Below are 17,376 nucleotides of genomic sequence, written 5' to 3'. Positions count from 1 at the left end.
CCTGCGTCCCAAGGTCAACAGGCGGCCCAAGCAGCGGTGTATCAGACGCGCGGTTCGACCCATCCGATCGTACCGTCATGACGCCGATAGACCATGTTATAGGCCGACGTCCCTGCGTTGACGAACAACAGCGCATTGGTGTTGCGCAGATCCAGCATCATCACCGCGTCCGACACGCTGGCTTCGGGAATGTCGACGCGGGTTTCCGCCACGATGGCCGGTGCGTCGCTCGGCTCTTCCTCCTCATCGGCCGACCCCGCAAAAATCGTGTAGGCTGCGCCGCCAATCTCATCGATGGAAAAGCCGTTGGCGCGCTGGGCCTCCGCGGCCGCGGCCTGCTGGCTGCGATCCTTCAGGCGACGCATGTAGCGACGCAGTTGCTTGTCGATGCGGTCGGCCGCGATGTCGAAGGCAGGATGCGCATCCTGCGCCTCGCCCGCACCCTTCAGGATCAGGCCGGTCATGACATGGCAAATTATGTCGCAATGGAACGCGCCATGTGGTGCCGGCCGAAAAGTGACATGGGCGGAGATTGTGCGGGAAAAATATTTCTCGGCCATCGCCTCCAGCCGATCCGTGACATGCTGCTTCAGCGCGTCGCCCGTATCGACCTGATGTCCGGAAACACGAATATCCATATGCCTTCTCCTTGTTCTTGCCGAGCTGCGGAACGCAGCCCGGTTGACGTGGGGGCACGATGCCGGGATCAGCCCGGTTGCGCCCCCTCCAGCCAGAGCGGCTTTTCCAGCGTCGCGACGAACGCTGCATGCCGTTCCAGCTCCGCCGCGCTGGCCGCAAAGACTCGCGCGGGACGAACAGGGCGAACCGCAACGGGTGCGTTGAGTTCCGCCCTGGCACTCTCTTTCGCTTCCTCCTGTGCCAGACCCAGGCCGATCTGACGGCCTCCGGTCAGTTCGATATAGAGTTGCGCCAGCAACTCGGCGTCCAGCAACGCACCATGTTTCACGCGATGGCTGCGGTCGATGCCATAGCGCGTGCAGAGCGCGTCCAGACTATGTTTAGCCCCCGGATGCAGTTGACGGGCGATGGCGACGGTATCGATCATCCGGTCCATCGAGATCGCCATTTTCGCGCACAGCCCTAATTCGTGATTCAGAAAGCCGAAATCGAACCGGGCATTATGTGCAACCAGAGGGCTGTCCTCGAGAAAGGCCAGAAGGTCCTCCACGCCGTGGGCGAAGAGCGGCTTATCGGAAAGAAATTGGGACGAAAGGCCGTGGATCGCCTCAGCAGCCGCCGGCATGTCCCTTTGGGGATTGTAATAGGCGTGGAACGTCCGGCCCGTAGGCACGCGGTTGATAAGCTCGATACAGCCGATTTCGACCATGCGGTCGCCGGAAGCGGGATCGAATCCCGTCGTTTCGGTATCGAAAATGACCTCGCGCATTGCCCTCTTCATTCGACTCCGTGGGCTAACCCTTATCTGCCTGTCTTTGCGCCAAGGCAAGCGACCAGACGCCTGACCTGTGCCCGGGTCGCGTCGAATGTCGTGCCCGTATCGATCATATGGTCCGCCCGGCGCCGCTTTTCGGCATCGGGGGTCTGCAAATCGAGGATCTGGCGAAATTTTGCTGCGGTCATGCCGGGACGGGCCAGCACCCGCTTTCGCTGTTTCCAGGCGGGTGCGGTTACCACGATGACTCCGTCAAGCCATGCCTGCCCGCCGGTCTCGAACAATAAGGGAATGTCGAGAATCACGAAGCGGCGCGAACGATAGCGCCGCAGAAAGCGATTTCGCTCCCTCTTCACAGCAGGATGCACGATGGCTTCAAGCGCCCTTCGATCCTGCGGGTTGCCGAACACCGCCGCGCCCAGCTTCTGCCGATCGACCCCGGCCGACCCTGTCGTGCCGGGAAAGCGCGCTTCGATCGCGGGCAGGAGCATGCCGCCCGGTCCCTGCAACCGATGAACCGCCGCATCGGCATCGAACAACGGCACGCCTTGCCGGCGCAACATGGCGGCAACGGCAGACTTTCCCATGCCGATCGAGCCGGTCAGGCCATAAATGTCCATCAGGCCGCTGCGAGCAGACGGGCGCGCAGTTCTTCGTCCAGGTCGCGCGGCGCCTGCGCGTCGAAAAAAATGTCGAACGCCAGCGCCGCCTGGCCGATGAGCATTTCCAGTCCGTCCAGCGTTCTCAGTCCCCTGCCCCGCGCCGCCTTCAACAGGCCGGTTTCCAACGGTGCATAGACGATGTCGTAGACCGTCGCATCGTCGGGCAAGGGTGACAGGTCGGGTTCGAACCGGGGCTGGCCCACCATGCCGAGCGAGGTCGAGTTGACGAGCAGGTCGGCCGCCGGAACCGCGTCGTCGATGCCGATCACACGCCCCTTCACGCCCGCCCGGTCCAGCAGCGCCTGTCCCTTTGCAATGTCGCGCACCATGATGCTGATATCGGGCACGCCCAGGCTGCCCAGCGCGAACAGGACGGCGCGCGCTGCACCGCCGGCACCCACCAGAACCGCGCTCTGCCCGCGCCATTGATCGCGAAGCAAGGGCTGAAGAAACCCGCCCGCATCGGTATTGGTGCCGATAAGCGGACCGCCTGTTTCACTCGCGATCGTGTTCATCGCCCCGATCCGCGACCGGACTCCGCCCGGGTCGTCGGTATAGTCCATCACCGCTATCTTGTGCGGAATGGTCACGTTGCAGCCCAGCCAGTCCGGATCGGCACGCCGTTGCAGGAAATAGGCCGCCAGCCCCTCGCTCGTCACATGGGTCTTGCGATATTCCGCTTCGATATTCAGCGCCCTTAGCCAGAAATTATGAATCAGCGGGGATTTGCTGTGCGCGATCGGGTCACCAATCACCTCGGCATAGGGAAGCGTGTCGGTCATGCCGCCAGAACGCCACGCGCGCGCAGAAAGTCAAGCAGGGGCAGCAACGGCAGACCCTGAATCGCGAACTGGCTTCCTTCCACCCGGCTGAACAGCTGCGCGCCCGGTCCTTCGATCCGGTAACATCCCACGCACCAGCGACACGCGTCCCAGTCGCTGTCGAGATAGGAGTCGATGAAGTCGTCCGACAACCGGCGCACGGTCATCCGCACCCGTTCGACATGGCGCCATATCGCCTCGCCATTGAGCGCGACGACCGCCGCGCTGTGCAGATGATGCACTCTTTTCGACAGCAGCCGCAGGATACGGCCCGCATCATCCCGGTCCACCGCCTTGTCGATCATGGTGCCATCGTCCAGGCTCAGCGTCTGATCGCATCCCAGGACCAGCGCGCCGGGAAGCCGGCGGGAAATCCGCAACGCCTTTAGCTCGGCCAGCGCATCCGCCAGCGCGCGCGCGTCCAGTCCGTCGGCCCGCAACGCCTCCTTCGCCGCCTCCTCGTCGACACCGGGCGACATTGCCTCGAACGGCACCTGCGCGGCCGCCAGCAGGGCCCGGCGGCTCGCGCTCTGCGACGCCAGCACGATCATGCCTCTTCTCCGTCCGCCAGCACGCGGTCATTGAACAGGTTGATGATGGCGGCCGCAGCCTCCTCTATCGACCGGCGCGTCATGTCGATCACCGGCCAGCCATTGTCCGCGAACATGCGCCGGGCGAAGGCCAGCTCATCCTGCACCTTCTCCATGTCGACATAGGCGGTTTCCGGCGTCTGATTGAGCGACAGCAGCCGATTCCGGCGAATCTGGATCAGTCGTTCCGGACTGACCGTCAGCCCCACCACCATCGGATGCCGCAGGGCGAACAGGCTGCGCGGCGGCGGGGATTCGGGAACCAGGGGAATATTGGCCGTCTTGTACCCGCGGTTGGCAAGATAGATGGAGGTCGGCGTCTTCGACGCACGGGACACGCCCGCAAGCACGATGTCGGCTTCCTCCCAATTTTCATGTCCTACCCCGTCGTCATGGGCGATGGTGAACTGGATGGCCTCGATCCGCGCGAAATAGGCCTCGTCCAAAATATGTTTTCGGCCCGGTCGCGTCCGGGTTTCCTGACCCAATATGTTGGACAGGGCATCGGCCACGCTGTCCAGCGCCGCGACATGGGGCAGGCCCAGCGCACGGCAGCGCGTCTCCAGCCGCTTGCGCAGCGGGTGATTGGTGAGGGTGAAGAGAACGAGACCGGGATTGGCGGAAATTTCCTCCATGATCCGGTCGAGATGGATTTCCGACCGCACCATCGGCCAGAAATGCCGGATCGCCTCCACATTCTCGAACAGGCCGATCGCCGCCTTGGCGATATTCTCCAGCGTCTCGCCGGTGGAATCGGACAGGAGGTGAAGATGGATGCGCGCCATGCCGCATATCTCTGTGGGGTGGTTGTGGATAAAGCAAGGAACGAGTTGCGGATGAAGCAACCCGGTTTTTCTCCTCCCCGCCTTGCTAAATTTCATCCACAGGCCGCCAACAGGCACCGTTTTTCATCCACAGTCTGTGGATAACGGGGATAATGTCATGGACTCGGGCACCCATCGGACGTCGATGACGAGTCAATCTGTTGGCAAAAGCGGGCACAGCGCATAAACCCCGCTACCAACGCCCCTATATCTCCAGCATCCTTATTGAATCTAAATTATAGAGAGAGTCTGATGCGCTTCGACGCCCCGGCGGTCACCGCCGAAAAACCGCTGCTCGGCGTGCTCAAGGGTGAACGGCCCACCGTGCCGCCCATCTGGCTGATGCGCCAGGCCGGTCGCTATCTGCCCGAATATCGCGAATTGCGTGCGCAGAAGGGCGGTTTCCTCGAACTGGTCTATGACAGTGGCGCGGCGGCCGAAGTGACGCTCCAGCCGCTGCGGCGGTTCGGCTTTGACGGCGCCATCCTGTTTTCCGACATATTGATCGTCCCTTACGCGATGGGACAAGATTTGTGGTTCGAGGCGGGGGAAGGTCCCAGGCTTGCGCCGATCCTGGCGGAAGCGGACCTGTCCGCGCTGACTCCGGATTTCGGTCGGTTCGATGCGGTCTACGAAACGGTGCGGCGTGTGAAGGCGGCGCTCGACCCGTCCGTGACCTTCCTCGGTTTCGCCGGTAGCCCCTGGACCATTGCAACCTATATGGTCGCGGGACAGGGCAGCAAGGACCAAGGCCCGGCGCGACGCATGGCCTATCAGGAACCGGATCGCTTCGCCGCGCTGATCGACGCCATAGTCGACGCGACCATCGTCTATCTGTCCGGCCAGATCGAAGCGGGCGTGGAAGCGGTGCAGCTGTTCGACAGCTGGGCGGGCAGCCTGTCTCCGCTTCAGTTCGAACGCTGGGTGATCGCCCCGAACCGCGCGATCGTGAAGGGGCTCAAGGCGCGGCATCCGGATATTCCGATTATCGGCTTCCCCAAGGGCGCGGGCGCAAAACTTCCCGATTATGCACGCGGTACGGGCGTGGACGCGGTCGGCGTCGACGAAACGGTCGATCCCCACTGGGCAAATGCGGCGCTGCCCGCAGGTTTGCCCGTGCAGGGCAATCTCGATCCGCTGGCGCTGATCGCGGGCGGGAAGGCGGTAGAGCAGGCGGTGGACAATATCCGCGCCGGTTTTAGCGACCGGCCGCACATCTTCAACCTGGGCCATGGCATTTTGCCCGACACCCCCATTGATCATGTCGATGCACTGCTTAGCTATGTGCGGCAGGAAGGAGACCGCAACTGATGGCCTATCTCGGCGCAGCCTACCCATGGGTGAAGGCCGCCCACGTGATCTTCGTCATCTTCCTGATGGCGGGACTGTTCATGATGCCGCGGTTTTTCGTCTATCATCAGGAAACCGTGCCCGGTTCGCCGGAGGATCGGCGATGGATCGAACGGGAAACGCGGCTGCTCAGGATCATCCTCAACCCTTCGCTCATCCTGGTATGGATTTTCGGCCTGATGCTCATGGTGGAGATCGGCGCCTGGCATTTCGGCTGGTTTCACCTGAAACTGCTCTTCGTGCTCGGCCTGTCGGGCTATCACGGGTGGATCGCAGCATATGTGAAGAAGCTCGGCCGGGGTCAGCGACCGCTGACCGACCGGCAATTGCGGTTGCTGAACGAAGTGCCCGGCATTGCCGCGGCAGTGATCGTCATCGCGGTGATCGTCAAACCCTTCTGACAAGATCCCGCTGGCGGCGGGCCGCCGGATCGACGAACACGCCGGTCAGGCTGGATGGACCGCGACATTGTCGATCAGGCGGGTCCGCCCCAGCCGCGCCGCGCCCAGCAATCGCGCCGGCCGGTCCAGCACGGTGATGGGTTCCAGCGTCGCCGCGTCGCACAAGGTGACATAATCGACCGGGTCGAATCCATGAGTCGTCAGTATGGCGATGGCTTTGGCGAGCGCGCCCTCGACCGCTTCGCCCTTCTCCATCTGCCGCTTGGCTTCGCCCAGCGCACGGGGCAGGGCGAGCGCCGCCTTGCGTTCCGCTTCGTTGAGATAGGCGTTGCGCGAGGAGAGGGCCAGCCCGTCCTCGGCCCGTTGCGTGGGCACGCCCACAATGTCGATCGGCATATCAAGATCGGCAACCATCCGACGGATGACGGCCAGTTGCTGATAATCCTTCTCGCCGAAAATGGCGACATCGGGACACACCTGGTTGAACAGCTTTGTCACGACCGTCGCCACACCGTCGAAATGGCCGGGCCGGGCCGCGCCGTCCAACCCGTCGCTTACCCCCGACACGCTGATGGTGCTGGCAAAGCCGGCCGGATACATGATGTCGACGCCGGGCGCCCAGAGCAGGTTCACGCCCGCCGCCGTCAGCATCGCCGCGTCCTTTGCCTCGCGTCGGGGGTAGGCGTCCAGATCCTCGGTTGGTGCGAACTGTTTGGGATTGACGAAGATCGAGACGACGACATGGCGTCCGTGCCGCCGCGCTTCGTCGACCAGGGCCATATGGCCCTCATGCAGGGCACCCATGGTGGGCACCAGGGCGAGCGGCTTTCCGTCGGCCCGCAGGGCGGCGATTGCGGTACGCAAAGCGGGAATGTCACGCAGGATTTGCACGGGAGGAAGGGCTCCGATATGGGCAGGCCGACAAGGGAGGTCCTGCTAGGCTTGTGTCTGCGCGACCGTCAAGAATCATTGCGACAATCAACGGGGTTATCAAGGTCCAATGGCGAACAGGCAGCCGCATCTGATCGTTTTCGCCAATGAAAAGGGTGGAACCGGCAAATCCACCACGGCTGTGCATACTGCGATCGCGCTGAGCGCGCTGGGTCATGCGGTGGGCATGATCGACCTTGATCCACGCCAGCGGACCGTGACCCGCTATATGGAAAATCGCCGCGACACAGCGCGTCGACGCGGTATCGACCTGCCTACGCCCGATTTCGAGGTGTTCGTCGGCGACAGCATTGCCGCTCTGGACGATCAGGTGGTCACGATAGCCCAGGGCAAGGATTTCCTGGTCATCGACACGCCCGGTCGAGACGATGAATTTGCCCGCCATCTGGCGCCGCACGCCAACACGCTGGTAACGCCGATGAATGACAGCTTCGTCGACTTCGACCTGATCGGGCAGGTCGATCCGGAAACGTTCAAGGTCCGTCGACTGTCCTTCTATTCGGAACTGATCTTTGAAACGCGCAAGGCGCGGGCCAAGGTCGATGGCGTCTCGATCGACTGGGTGGTGCTGCGCAACCGGGTCCAGCATCATGATGCCAGGAACAAGAAGCGCGTCGGCGACGCCCTGACGGAATTGTCCCGCCGGGTCGGATTCCGGGTTATCCCCGGCCTGTCGGAGCGCGTGATCTTCCGCGAACTCTTTCCCTCGGGCCTGACGTTGCTGGACAAGGGGCATCTGGGCGAACTGGGCGTCAGCCACATCGCCGCGCGGCAGGAATTGCGAGAAATGATATCGGGCCTGGCGCTCCCGACGCGGGAGGGAACCGTGTCGATGGACATGATCGGCGCGGCCTGATGGGATGGCTGGCGCTCCTGCTGATCGGACTGGCCGGCTGGCTTATCTGGACGGGGAGGCTGCAACGCATGACGGCAAAGGACGGGATGGCCCTGGGCGCGGCACTGGTCGGCGCCATATTGGCGGCCAAGGGAAAGCCCGTGATCGGCGCACCCTTGTTGATGGGCGCGGCTCTGTTTTTCGCGCGACAAGGCCGGACGCGCCGCAAGCGTGCCGCGCGGGTCCGGCAACCCGGCGCGCAGGATGTCGCCCAGGCCCGGGCCCTGCTCGGCCTTTCGCCGGACGCGGACGCGCAGGCAATACGCGCCGCCCATCGCCGGCTGATCGCATCGGTCCACCCCGACCGCGGTGGGACCGAAGCGTTGGCAGCCCAGATCAATGCCGCGCGCGACCTGCTTCTGGCGCAGCAGCGGACAGTGGACCGCGGCGATTAGGCGGACCTTATGAAAGCGCATCGTTTCGATCCGACCCTGCTGCGCGACTATGACCTGCGCGGCACTGTCGGGCAGAACCTGAACGGGGCCGATGCGCATGCGCTGGGACGCAGTTTCGGGACGGTCATCAGGCGGAAGGGCGGATCGCGCGTCGCGGTCGGCCATGACGGGCGCCTGAGTTCACCGATGCTGGAATCCGCGCTGGTGGATGGGTTGGCGCAGGCCGGCGTCGGCGTCCTGCGCATCGGCCTGGCCTGCACGCCGATGCTCTATTACGCCGAGGCGGTCGAGCAGGTGGACGGTGCCATAGAAGTAACCGGCAGCCATAATCCCGGCGATCAGAACGGCTTCAAGCTGGTGCATCGCCACGCGCCCTATTTCGGCGAGGCGATCCAGGATCTGGGGAAGATGGCGGCGGCGGGCGATTGGGAGTGGGGAACCGGCAGGGTCGACACTATCGACATCATGGACCGCTATGTCGCCCGGCTGCTGGACGGGTTCGACGGTCCTGCCTGCCGTATCGGATGGGACGCGGGCAATGGTGTCGCGGGTCCCGTGATCGAAGCGCTCACGCAACGCTTGCCGGGTGAGCATCACCTGCTTTTCACCCAGGTGGACGGTCACTTTCCCAACCATCATCCCGATCCTTCCATAGAAACCAATCTGGGCGCGTTGCGGGCGCTCGTCCTCGACAAGCAGCTCGACTTCGGAGTGGCTTTCGATGGAGACGCCGACCGCATCGGCGTGGTGGACGGGCAGGGGAGGACGATCTGGGGCGACCAGTTGCTCGGCCTGTTCGCACGCGACGTGCTGCAAAGACGACCGGGAGCGGCGATCGTGGCGGATGTAAAGACCAGTCAGGCGGTTTTCGACCTGATTGGGACGCTGGGCGGCCGGCCCGACATGTGGAAGACCGGGCACAGTCACATAAAGTCCAGAATGAAGCAGATTGGCGCCTCTCTGGGCGGCGAGATGACCGGCCATCTCTTCTTTGCCGACGATTATTTCGGCTATGATGACGGGCTCTACGCCGCCGTAAGGCTGATCGGCGCGGTCGGGCGGCTTGGGCGGAGCGTTGCGGACCTGCACGACACCATGCCCCGGCTCCCCAGCACACCGGAACTGCGAATTCCGGTGGCGGAAGATCGCAAATTTTTGCTGGTGGACGAGATTCGCGCCCGGCTTCGAACGACCGGCGCAACCATGACGGAACTGGATGGCGTCAGGGTCCGATCGCGGGACGGGTGGTGGCTTCTGCGTGCCTCCAATACCCAGGCTGCACTGGTCGCGCGCGCCGAATCATCCGATTCAAAAGGCCTGCGCCGACTATTGTCGGAAATGGAATTTCAGCTCGCGCAAGCAGGCCTGCCCTGGGAATTTTCGTAAATATTCTACCTTTGCATATACAGTGCCGCTACGGAAATCGTGTCTTTCAAAGCAGTTGCAGAAAATGCAATCATGCATGTTTCTTTCGCATTTGCAGCAGCGCGGGTGAACCGGCAGAAGGAATGGGCCTTTCAGGCATCCTCTCCTAAAACTTTCCAGCCGCCTTTCGGGGCGGCTTTTTTTTTGTTTCCCGCAGGCGGTGCCAAGGCCGGGGCGCCGTAACGGCACTTTTACAGACATTGCCAGTTCCTCTGCCAAAGCGGCCGGAAACCGGCGCTTTGCACTGGAAATTACCGGTATAATTGATAATCGACGCGGAGGATAATGCCCGGCGGCGTGTCACATTCATGTCCGTCGGGGTCACAAAAGTCGCTCGTAGAAGAGGATCTGCCACAATGTTGAGCCGCTCTTTCCCTCGCTTCCTTCTTGCCGGAGCCATGCTCGGCGCGCCGCTGCCCGCGCTGGCCGGAGGCTTCTATCTTCAGGAGCAGTCGCCGAAGGAAACGGGTCGCGCACTGTCCGGCGGTGCGGCGTCGGCGGACGATCCCTCGACCATCTATTTCAATCCCGCGGGCATGACCCAGCTGTCGGGCATTCAGACCTCGATCGGTGCATCGGCACTGATGGCGTCGGCGCATCAAACCAACCGCGGCACCTATCGCTCGGTTCCGGGGACGGCGCTGCGTGTCCCGGTCGCGGGCAATGACGGTGGCAATCCGTTCGAAAAAGTCATTCCGGTGCCCAGCTTCTATGCGAGCGCCCAGCTGAACGACCGGTTGTGGGTAGGCTTGGGGGTCAACGCGCCGTTCGGGCTGAAGCTGGAATATGATGACGGCTTCTTCGGGCGATATGATTCCCTCTACACCGACCTCAAAACATATAATATCCAGCCGTCGGTCGCCTACAAGCTGACCGATCGCCTCTCCATCGGCGGCGGCGTCGACGTGCAATATGTGAAGGCGACGTTGACCAACGCGCTGCCGCAGCTTTCGCCGCTAGCCCCGTCCGACGGCTTCGCCCGGCTGAAGGGCGACGACTGGTCGGTCGGCTGGAATGCAGGCCTGTTCTACACCACAGGCGACACCAATTTCGGTGTCCATTTCCGCAAAGGCATTCGCCACAAGCTGGCGGGCACCCAGACCGTTTCGGGGCTGCTTGGTCCGATCGCGGCGGGCAATGGCGACTTCGCGGCGACTGCGCCGCTCGCGCTGCCGGATATCGTGACGGTCAGCATGACCCACAGCCTGACCCCGAAGCTGCGGGCGATGCTGACCGGCAAATGGTATAACTGGTCGAGGTTCAAGGGCATCGCCGTCACGTCGGCGGCCGGCACGACGAACAAGGAACTGGACTATCATGACAGCTATTCCTTCAGCGCCGGCGGCGAATATGACGTCAGCCCCGCTCTGACTCTGCGCGCAGGCACGATGTTCGATCGCACGCCCACCAATCCCCGGCATCTGACGACGCGCGTGCCCGATGGCGACCGCGTGTGGCTGACGGGGGGCGCGACCTTCAACATTTCGCCGGCGGCGGCGCTGAACCTCAGCTACGCCCATACGTTCGTGGAAAAGGCCAACATCATCCGCCCCGACAGCTATTATCCGGCACCTGCGACCGTTACCGCCACGACCCTGGCAGAGACCAGCGGCAATGCGGACCAGCTTGCCGCATCGGTGACCCTGCGCTTCTAATCCGCCGCAGAAATCCCTATAGGGGCTCCGTAGCTACGGAGCCCCTTTTCATGTCCGACCATAATCCCGGCCTGCGTCCCTGGCGCGACATCGCCCGCCGCCCCAGCCGGCAGATCATGGTCGGCAATGTGCCCGTGGGGGGCGGCGCGCCGGTCACGGTCCAGACCATGACCAACACGCCCACCCACGACGTCAAGGCGACGGTCGACCAGATCCGCCGCTGCGAAGAAGTCGGGGTCGACATCATCCGCGTATCGTGCCCGGACGAAGCGTCCACCGCTGCGTTGAGGCAGATCGTCCGGGCCGCACGCGTGCCTATCGTCGCCGACATTCATTTTCACTACAAGCGCGCGCTGGAAGCCGCCGATGCGGGCGCGGCCTGCCTGCGCATCAACCCCGGCAACATCGGCAGCGAGGCGCGCGTCAAGGAAGTGGTGGACGCGGCCAAGGCGAACGGCTGCTCGATCCGCATCGGGGTCAACGCCGGCTCCCTCGAAAAAGACCTGCTCGAAAAATATGGCGAGCCCTGCCCCGAGGCGCTGGTCGAGAGTGCCCTCGACCATATCAAGCTGCTCCAGGACCAGGATTTCCACGACTATAAGGTCGCGGTGAAGGCGAGCGACGTGTTCCTGGCGGTCGCGGCCTATATGCAGCTTGCCGAGGCCGTTGACTGCCCGCTGCACCTCGGCATCACCGAAGCCGGCGGCCTGATCGGCGGCACGGTGAAAAGCGCGATCGGCATCGGCAACCTGCTCTGGGCCGGCATCGGCGACACGATCCGAGTTTCCCTGTCGGCCGAACCGGAAGAAGAGGTGCGGGTCGGCTACGAGATTTTGAAGTCGCTCGGCATCCGCACCCGCGGGGTGAAGGTCATCTCCTGCCCCTCCTGCGCGCGGCAGGGCTTCGACGTGATCCGCACCGTGCAGGCGCTGGAGGAGAGGCTCCAGCATATCCACACGCCCCTGTCGCTCTCGGTCCTGGGCTGCGTCGTCAACGGACCGGGCGAAGCGCGCGAGACCGACATCGGCCTGACCGGCGGCGGCGCGGGCAAGCATATGGTTTACCTGTCGGGGCTTACCGACCATACGGTGCAGGACGCCGACATGGTCGATCATATCGTGAAATTGGTGGAAGCCAAGGCTGCCGAAATCGAGGCCGCGCAGCTGGAATCGGACACCACCGATGTCGGCAATGCCGAAGCGGCGGAATAAATCGGCAGGATGAACCGTACTTCGGGGGGATTTGCGATCCCCTTCATCGTCTGCTGCGCAGGCGTCGCGCTCTTTTCGATCATGGATGCGACCATGAAGGGACTGAGCCTCTCCATCGGGCTTTACAATGCCCTGTTCTGGCGCGCGGTCAGCGGAACAGTGCTGGGGCTGGCGCTGATGCTGGCGACGCGGCAGCGCTGGCCGACGCGGGCGGTGCTGCGCATTCACCTGCTGCGCGGCGTGGTCGTCGCGTTGATGGCACTGCTGTTTTTCTGGGCGATCATGCGGATGCCGCTGGCCGAAGCCATCGCCCTGTCCTTTATCGCGCCCCTGATCGCGCTATATCTCGCCGCCTTGCTGCTGAAGGAGCGGGTAGGGCGGCAGGCCATAGGAGCCTCGCTTCTCGGGCTGGTGGGCGTGGCGGTCATACTGGCCGGACGGATGCAGGGGCGATACGAGCCCGAGGCGCTGCTCGGGGTCGCCGCCATGCTGTGTTCGGCGGTCCTGTTCGCCTGGAACCTGATCATCCAGCGACAGCAGGCGCAACTGGCATCGCCGATCGAGGTCGCCTTCTTCCAGCACCTGGTCATGTTGGCGGTCTTCGCCCTGGCCGCGCCGGTCTTGGCCGTTCCGCCCGGCCTTGCGGCTGTGCCGCTCATAGCGCTGGCCGCGACGCTGGCCTTTACCTCGCTCGCGGCGCTGGCCTGGGCCTATGCCCGGGCGGAGGCCCAGCGGCTGATCCCGGTCGAATATACCGCCTTTCTGTGGGCGGCGATCATCGGCTGGCTCGCCTTTGGCGAACGTCTGACCCTGACAACGCTTGCGGGCGCCTTGCTGATCGTCGCCGGCTGCCTTATCGCGGCGCGCTCGAAGCGGGCGGAACTGGCCCATGTGGAACCGGGGACGGCATGAGCGAGATCAGCATCCGCACGGCGCGGGCCGACGACATCGATACCATTCTTGGATTCATCCGCGCGCTGGCGGATTATGAGCGGCTGGCTCATGAGGTGAAGGCGGATCCGACGACGCTGGCGCATTATCTGTTCGGCCCGCGCCCCATGGCCGAGGTGCTGATCGCGCAGATGGACGACACGCCCGTGGGCTTCGCCCTTTTCTTCCACAATTTCTCGACCTTCGAGGGCAAGCCCGGCCTCTATCTGGAGGATCTGTTCGTCCTGCCCGCCGCGCGCGGCAAGGGCGCGGGCAAGGCGCTGCTCGTCCGGCTCGCGGCGATGGCGATCGAACGCGATTGCGCGCGGCTCGAATGGTCGGTGCTGGACTGGAACGCGCCCTCCATTGCCTTCTACCGCGCACTGGGCGCGCGGCCGATGGACGAATGGACAGTGCAGCGGGTCGATGGCGACGCGTTGCGCACGCTGGCGCGCGGTTAGCGCCTCAGCCCGTCCTCGATGCTGGCGAACAGCAGCGCGACCGCGAAGAGGCCGAGCGAGACAACAACAAGGGCGGGATAGAAGCTGGCGATCATTGGCGTATCTCCTTTCCCTCCTTCTGCGCCTGCGGTGCGGCCGGTCGCCATAAGGAGTGTTACGGATGGGCCGCGACGAGCCGATCCTGCCCGGGCTTGACGCGGACTCCTGCTCCGTCGCATTGTGCCGAAACGGAACATTTGGGGGACATTGAACGACATGGCCGTCGGCCGCACCGTTAAGCGCACGCCGGAATGGCGCGAAATGCTCAAGCGCAGCCTGCTTCGGAGTGGCGCGCTGATCGGCGCGCTAGGCCTGTTCCTGGCGACCGGATTCCTGGCGCTCGCCTTGCTCAGCTACACGCCCAGCGACCCGTCGATGAACACCGTGGCTGGCGATCATGTCGCCAACATGATGCAGACACCCGGCGCGTGGACGGCGGATTTCCTGCTGTGGCTGCTGGGCGTACCGGTGGCCCTGCTCCTGCCGCTGATGGCGGTGACCGCGCGACGCCTGTGGGGCGATCAGGACATGGTCGGATGGAAGGGGCAGTTCGGCAAATGCCTGCTGGGAATCGCCCTTGTCGGTATCGCACTTGCGCTGTTCCAGAGCGATCCGCTGGTCGGCCTGCCGGCGGGATGGGGCGGCGTCATCGGCCTGGTCACGGCGCGTGGCGTCGCCAGCCTGACCGCGCAAAGCCCTGCGGCTGCGCCGTGGATCAGCGGGGGGCTGATCGTGGTGCTGCTCATCGTCGGCCTCTATGCCTGCTATGCCAGTCTCGCGCTGGAAAAGCCGATCTTCACCATGCGCCGGCCGCGCCTGCCCCGTTTCAGCCTGCCCAGGCCCTCGCTGGCCCTTGCCGGGGCACCGGCGGTCGAGGATGCTGAGGAGGAGGAGGCCGAACGCGTCATCGCGCCGCGCAAGGCCGTCTCCACCGAACCCAAGCCGCCGATCACCATCCAGTCGCCCAAGCCTGCGCCCGCCCAGCGGCAAATGGCGCCGGTCAGCCAGGACGATCTGTTCGGGCACAGTTCGCTGCCTTCGGCCGACCTGCTGAACCCGATCCCCGCGAGCCAGGGCGGGAAGATCGACAAGGCGGCGCTGGAACGCAATGCCAGGCTTCTGGAATCGGTGCTCGACGACTTTCATGTGAAGGGCAACATCGTTGAAGTGCGGCCCGGCCCGGTCGTCACAATGTACGAACTGGAACCGGCGCCGGGCATCAAGGCCAGCCGCGTTATCGCGCTGGCCGACGACATCGCCCGCAACATGTCGGCGCTGTCGGCCCGCGTCGCGACGATACCCGGCCGCACCGTCATCGGCATCGAACTGCCCAATGCAAACCGCGAGGGCGTGTCATTCCGCGAACTCATCACCAGCGAGCAGTTCGGGCAGGAAGCGACCCTGCCGATCATCCTGGGAAAGAATATCTCGGGCGAACCGATCATCGCGGACCTGGCGCCGATGCCGCACCTGTTGATCGCCGGCACCACCGGTTCGGGCAAGTCGGTGGGTCTCAATGCCATGATCCTGTCGCTGCTCTACCGGATGACGCCGGACCAGCTGCGCCTGATCATGATCGACCCCAAGATGCTGGAACTGTCGACCTATGACGACATCCCGCATCTGCTCTCGCCGGTGGTCACGGAACCGGCCAAGGCGATCCGCGCCCTGAAATGGGCGGTGGAGCAGATGGAGGACCGCTATCGCATGATGGCGTCGATCTCCGTCCGCAATCTTGCCAACTATAACGAGAAGGTCCGCGCCGCAAAGGCCAAGGGCAAGCCGCTCGGCCGCCGCGTCCAGACGGGCTATGATCCGGAAACCGGCAAGCCAATCTATGAGGAAGAGCAGTTGGATTTCCAGCCGTTGCCGCAGATCGTGGTGGTGGTTGACGAACTGGCCGACCTGATGATGACCGCGGGCAAGGAGGTCGAATTCCTGATCCAGCGGCTGGCGCAGAAGGCGCGCGCCGCCGGCATCCATTTGATCCTGGCAACCCAGCGCCCGTCCGTCGACGTCATCACCGGCGTGATCAAGGCGAACCTGCCCACCCGCATCAGCTTTTTCGTGACGTCCAAGATCGACAGCCGCACCATATTGGGGGAACAGGGTGCCGAGCAGCTGCTGGGGAAGGGCGACATGCTCTACATGCATGGCGGCAAGGGGCTGACCCGCGTTCACGGTCCCTTCGTGTCCGACGACGAAGTGCGCGTGGTCGCCGATCACTGGCGCGCGCAGGGCCAGCCCGACTATATCTCCGCCGTGACCGAGGAGCCGGAGGAAGGCAGCTTTGCGCTCGACGGCGTCGACCTGGGCGACGACAGTCCCGATGCACAGTTGTTCCGCAAGGCGTGCCAGCTGGTATTCGAGAACCAGAAGGCGTCGACCAGCTGGCTCCAGCGGCAGCTGCGCGTGGGCTATAATTCCGCCGCCCGGTTGATCGAACGGATGGAGGATGAGGGGCTGGTCGGCCCGCCCAATCATGTCGGCCGCCGTGAAGTACTGCGCGACGAGAATGGCAATCCGCTCTGACATCTTGCTGAACGCAAGGGAACGGCCGGGTTCACGGGGAGTTCAATCGCCCCAACCTACACCGCATCCGTAACAACCGGAGTGAATTTTCATGAAGCGCATCATCCTCGCGCTGGCCGCGACGCCGGTCGCCCTTGCCCTTCCGCTCGCCGCCCCGGTCGAGGCGCAGCAGCGAGATCAGGGCGAACTGGCCAGGGTCAACGCCTATATTCGTGCCGTTTCCACCATGACGGCCGACTTCAGCCAGACGGACCGCAACGGCCAGACGCTGACGGGCAAGCTGACCCTGAAGCAGCCGGGCAAGATCCGTTTCCAGTATCAGAAGGGCGTGCCCCTGCTGATCGTCGGCGACGGCAAGGCGTTGACCATGATCGATTATGAGGTGCGGCAGGTGCAGCGCTGGCCGATCGGCAATTCGCCGCTCGCCGCCCTGATCGATCCGTCCAAGGATCTCTCGAAATTCGGATCGGTCGTACCAAGCGGCGATCCGTCCATCCTGTCCGTTCAGGCGCGCGATCCCAAGCGTCCCGAATTCGGGACCATCACCATGATCTTCAAACGCGACGCCGCCAGCCCGGCCGGCCTGCAACTCTATGGCTGGGTCGCGCTCGATTCGCAGAATAACCGCACGGCGGTGCGGCTCACCAATCAGCGCTACGGCGTTACCGTGCCCGATTCCGCTTTCCGCTGGACCGATCCGCGGCGGCTTGGCCGTCCTTCCGGCGGCTGACCGGAGCAGCGGGTGCGACGGACGGAAAAACTTTTCCGTCCGTTCATCTGCCGCTCATATCGAGGACGCTAATCAACAATTCACGACGCG

Annotated in this window: 18 protein-coding genes; 11 read left to right on the top strand and 7 right to left on the bottom strand. The window is 63.9% G+C overall.

Features of this window, described 5'->3' with window-relative positions; genetic code table 11:
- Nucleotides 1–41: 41 nt before the first annotated feature.
- From raiA to J3E64_RS08870, 6 genes are all read right to left on the bottom strand, one after another.
- Nucleotides 42–638, bottom strand: coding sequence for a ribosome-associated translation inhibitor RaiA (gene raiA, locus J3E64_RS08895; protein WP_253342195.1), 597 nt, complete (start codon nt 636–638; stop codon nt 42–44).
- Between the two features lie 68 nt (nt 639–706).
- Nucleotides 707–1,408, bottom strand: coding sequence for a DNA polymerase III subunit epsilon (dnaQ, locus tag J3E64_RS08890; RefSeq protein WP_253342193.1), 702 nt, complete (start codon nt 1,406–1,408; stop codon nt 707–709).
- 32 nt (nt 1,409–1,440) lie between these two features.
- Nucleotides 1,441–2,034: a dephospho-CoA kinase gene (gene coaE / locus J3E64_RS08885; RefSeq protein ID WP_253342191.1), complete on the bottom strand. Its 594-nt coding sequence runs from the start codon at nt 2,032–2,034 to the stop codon at nt 1,441–1,443.
- Nucleotides 2,034–2,858, bottom strand: a complete 825-nt coding sequence (locus J3E64_RS08880) for a shikimate dehydrogenase (protein WP_253342189.1) — start codon at nt 2,856–2,858, stop codon at nt 2,034–2,036. The genes coaE and J3E64_RS08880 overlap by 1 nt, the downstream gene beginning before the upstream one ends.
- Nucleotides 2,855–3,448 (bottom strand): Maf family protein, encoded by a 594-nt coding sequence (locus J3E64_RS08875; protein ID WP_253342188.1) that lies wholly within the window; start codon nt 3,446–3,448, stop codon nt 2,855–2,857. The genes J3E64_RS08880 and J3E64_RS08875 overlap by 4 nt, the downstream gene beginning before the upstream one ends.
- Nucleotides 3,445–4,272 (bottom strand): pyruvate, water dikinase regulatory protein, encoded by an 828-nt coding sequence (locus J3E64_RS08870; RefSeq protein WP_253342186.1) that lies wholly within the window; start codon nt 4,270–4,272, stop codon nt 3,445–3,447. The genes J3E64_RS08875 and J3E64_RS08870 overlap by 4 nt, the downstream gene beginning before the upstream one ends.
- A 291-nt stretch (nt 4,273–4,563) precedes the next feature.
- Between J3E64_RS08870 and hemE the strand changes: the two genes are divergently transcribed.
- Both hemE and J3E64_RS08860 read left to right on the top strand, forming a co-directional pair.
- Nucleotides 4,564–5,622 carry a uroporphyrinogen decarboxylase gene (gene hemE, locus J3E64_RS08865; RefSeq protein ID WP_253342184.1) on the top strand — a complete coding sequence of 353 codons (1,059 nt, stop codon included), beginning with the start codon at nt 4,564–4,566 and terminating at the stop codon, nt 5,620–5,622.
- A complete protein-coding gene (locus J3E64_RS08860) occupies nt 5,622–6,062 on the top strand; it encodes a CopD family protein (RefSeq protein ID WP_253342182.1) in 441 nt (146 codons plus the stop codon). The genes hemE and J3E64_RS08860 overlap by 1 nt, the downstream gene beginning before the upstream one ends.
- Before the next feature lie 45 nt (nt 6,063–6,107).
- Here the strand turns inward: J3E64_RS08860 and panC are convergent, their stop codons facing one another.
- Nucleotides 6,108–6,953 (bottom strand): pantoate--beta-alanine ligase, encoded by an 846-nt coding sequence (gene panC, locus J3E64_RS08855; RefSeq protein ID WP_253342180.1) that lies wholly within the window; start codon nt 6,951–6,953, stop codon nt 6,108–6,110.
- 109 nt (nt 6,954–7,062) lie between these two features.
- Between panC and J3E64_RS08850 the strand changes: the two genes are divergently transcribed.
- The 9 genes from J3E64_RS08850 (at nt 7,063) to J3E64_RS08810 (ending at nt 17,286) form a co-directional block, all read left to right on the top strand.
- A complete protein-coding gene (locus tag J3E64_RS08850; RefSeq protein ID WP_253342178.1) occupies nt 7,063–7,869 on the top strand; it encodes a division plane positioning ATPase MipZ in 807 nt (268 codons plus the stop codon).
- A complete protein-coding gene (locus tag J3E64_RS08845; protein WP_253342176.1) occupies nt 7,869–8,303 on the top strand; it encodes a DnaJ domain-containing protein in 435 nt (144 codons plus the stop codon). Before J3E64_RS08850 ends, J3E64_RS08845 begins: the two co-directional genes overlap by 1 nt.
- 9 nt (nt 8,304–8,312) lie before the next feature.
- Nucleotides 8,313–9,689 (top strand): phosphoglucomutase/phosphomannomutase PgmG, encoded by a 1,377-nt coding sequence (gene pgmG, locus J3E64_RS08840; RefSeq protein WP_253342174.1) that lies wholly within the window; start codon nt 8,313–8,315, stop codon nt 9,687–9,689.
- Between the two features lie 395 nt (nt 9,690–10,084).
- The gene (locus tag J3E64_RS08835) at nt 10,085–11,383 is read left to right on the top strand and encodes an OmpP1/FadL family transporter (protein ID WP_253342172.1); all 1,299 of its coding nucleotides are present in this window, start codon (nt 10,085–10,087) and stop codon (nt 11,381–11,383) included.
- Between the two features lie 50 nt (nt 11,384–11,433).
- Complete coding sequence (gene ispG / locus J3E64_RS08830; RefSeq protein WP_253342169.1) at nt 11,434–12,594, top strand: flavodoxin-dependent (E)-4-hydroxy-3-methylbut-2-enyl-diphosphate synthase; 1,161 nt, start codon at nt 11,434–11,436, stop codon at nt 12,592–12,594.
- A 9-nt stretch (nt 12,595–12,603) separates the two neighbouring features.
- Nucleotides 12,604–13,506 (top strand): DMT family transporter, encoded by a 903-nt coding sequence (locus tag J3E64_RS08825; RefSeq protein ID WP_253342167.1) that lies wholly within the window; start codon nt 12,604–12,606, stop codon nt 13,504–13,506.
- Nucleotides 13,503–13,985, top strand: coding sequence for a GNAT family N-acetyltransferase (locus tag J3E64_RS08820; protein ID WP_253342165.1), 483 nt, complete (start codon nt 13,503–13,505; stop codon nt 13,983–13,985). Before J3E64_RS08825 ends, J3E64_RS08820 begins: the two co-directional genes overlap by 4 nt.
- A gap of 255 nt (nt 13,986–14,240) precedes the next feature.
- Complete coding sequence (locus J3E64_RS08815) at nt 14,241–16,556, top strand: DNA translocase FtsK (protein ID WP_253342341.1); 2,316 nt, start codon at nt 14,241–14,243, stop codon at nt 16,554–16,556.
- Between the two features lie 91 nt (nt 16,557–16,647).
- Nucleotides 16,648–17,286 carry an outer membrane lipoprotein carrier protein LolA gene (locus J3E64_RS08810; RefSeq protein ID WP_253342163.1) on the top strand — a complete coding sequence of 213 codons (639 nt, stop codon included), beginning with the start codon at nt 16,648–16,650 and terminating at the stop codon, nt 17,284–17,286.
- The last annotated feature ends 90 nt before the right edge of the window (nt 17,287–17,376 follow it).

This window comes from Sphingobium sp. OAS761 (assembly GCF_024168485.1).
Taxonomy (GTDB): Bacteria; Pseudomonadota; Alphaproteobacteria; order Sphingomonadales; family Sphingomonadaceae; genus Sphingobium.
This window is presented reverse-complemented; position numbering and strand designations above follow the sequence as displayed.

Bases quoted from the DNA above. Each gene is read 5' to 3' on its own strand.
- raiA (WP_253342195.1), bottom strand. From the start codon at position 638: ATGGATATTCGTGTTTCCGGACATCAGGTCGATACGGGCGACGCGCTG.
- dnaQ (WP_253342193.1), bottom strand. From the start codon at position 1,408: ATGCGCGAGGTCATTTTCGATACCGAAACGACGGGATTCGATCCCGCT.
- coaE (WP_253342191.1), bottom strand. From the start codon at position 2,034: ATGGACATTTATGGCCTGACCGGCTCGATCGGCATGGGAAAGTCTGCC.
- J3E64_RS08880 (WP_253342189.1), bottom strand. From the start codon at position 2,858: ATGACCGACACGCTTCCCTATGCCGAGGTGATTGGTGACCCGATCGCG.
- J3E64_RS08875 (WP_253342188.1), bottom strand. From the start codon at position 3,448: ATGATCGTGCTGGCGTCGCAGAGCGCGAGCCGCCGGGCCCTGCTGGCG.
- J3E64_RS08870 (WP_253342186.1), bottom strand. From the start codon at position 4,272: ATGGCGCGCATCCATCTTCACCTCCTGTCCGATTCCACCGGCGAGACG.
- hemE (WP_253342184.1), top strand. From the start codon at position 4,564: ATGCGCTTCGACGCCCCGGCGGTCACCGCCGAAAAACCGCTGCTCGGC.
- J3E64_RS08860 (WP_253342182.1), top strand. From the start codon at position 5,622: ATGGCCTATCTCGGCGCAGCCTACCCATGGGTGAAGGCCGCCCACGTG.
- J3E64_RS08850 (WP_253342178.1), top strand. From the start codon at position 7,063: ATGGCGAACAGGCAGCCGCATCTGATCGTTTTCGCCAATGAAAAGGGT.
- J3E64_RS08845 (WP_253342176.1), top strand. From the start codon at position 7,869: ATGGGATGGCTGGCGCTCCTGCTGATCGGACTGGCCGGCTGGCTTATC.
- pgmG (WP_253342174.1), top strand. From the start codon at position 8,313: ATGAAAGCGCATCGTTTCGATCCGACCCTGCTGCGCGACTATGACCTG.
- J3E64_RS08835 (WP_253342172.1), top strand. From the start codon at position 10,085: ATGTTGAGCCGCTCTTTCCCTCGCTTCCTTCTTGCCGGAGCCATGCTC.
- ispG (WP_253342169.1), top strand. From the start codon at position 11,434: ATGTCCGACCATAATCCCGGCCTGCGTCCCTGGCGCGACATCGCCCGC.
- J3E64_RS08825 (WP_253342167.1), top strand. From the start codon at position 12,604: ATGAACCGTACTTCGGGGGGATTTGCGATCCCCTTCATCGTCTGCTGC.
- J3E64_RS08820 (WP_253342165.1), top strand. From the start codon at position 13,503: ATGAGCGAGATCAGCATCCGCACGGCGCGGGCCGACGACATCGATACC.
- J3E64_RS08815 (WP_253342341.1), top strand. From the start codon at position 14,241: ATGGCCGTCGGCCGCACCGTTAAGCGCACGCCGGAATGGCGCGAAATG.
- J3E64_RS08810 (WP_253342163.1), top strand. From the start codon at position 16,648: ATGAAGCGCATCATCCTCGCGCTGGCCGCGACGCCGGTCGCCCTTGCC.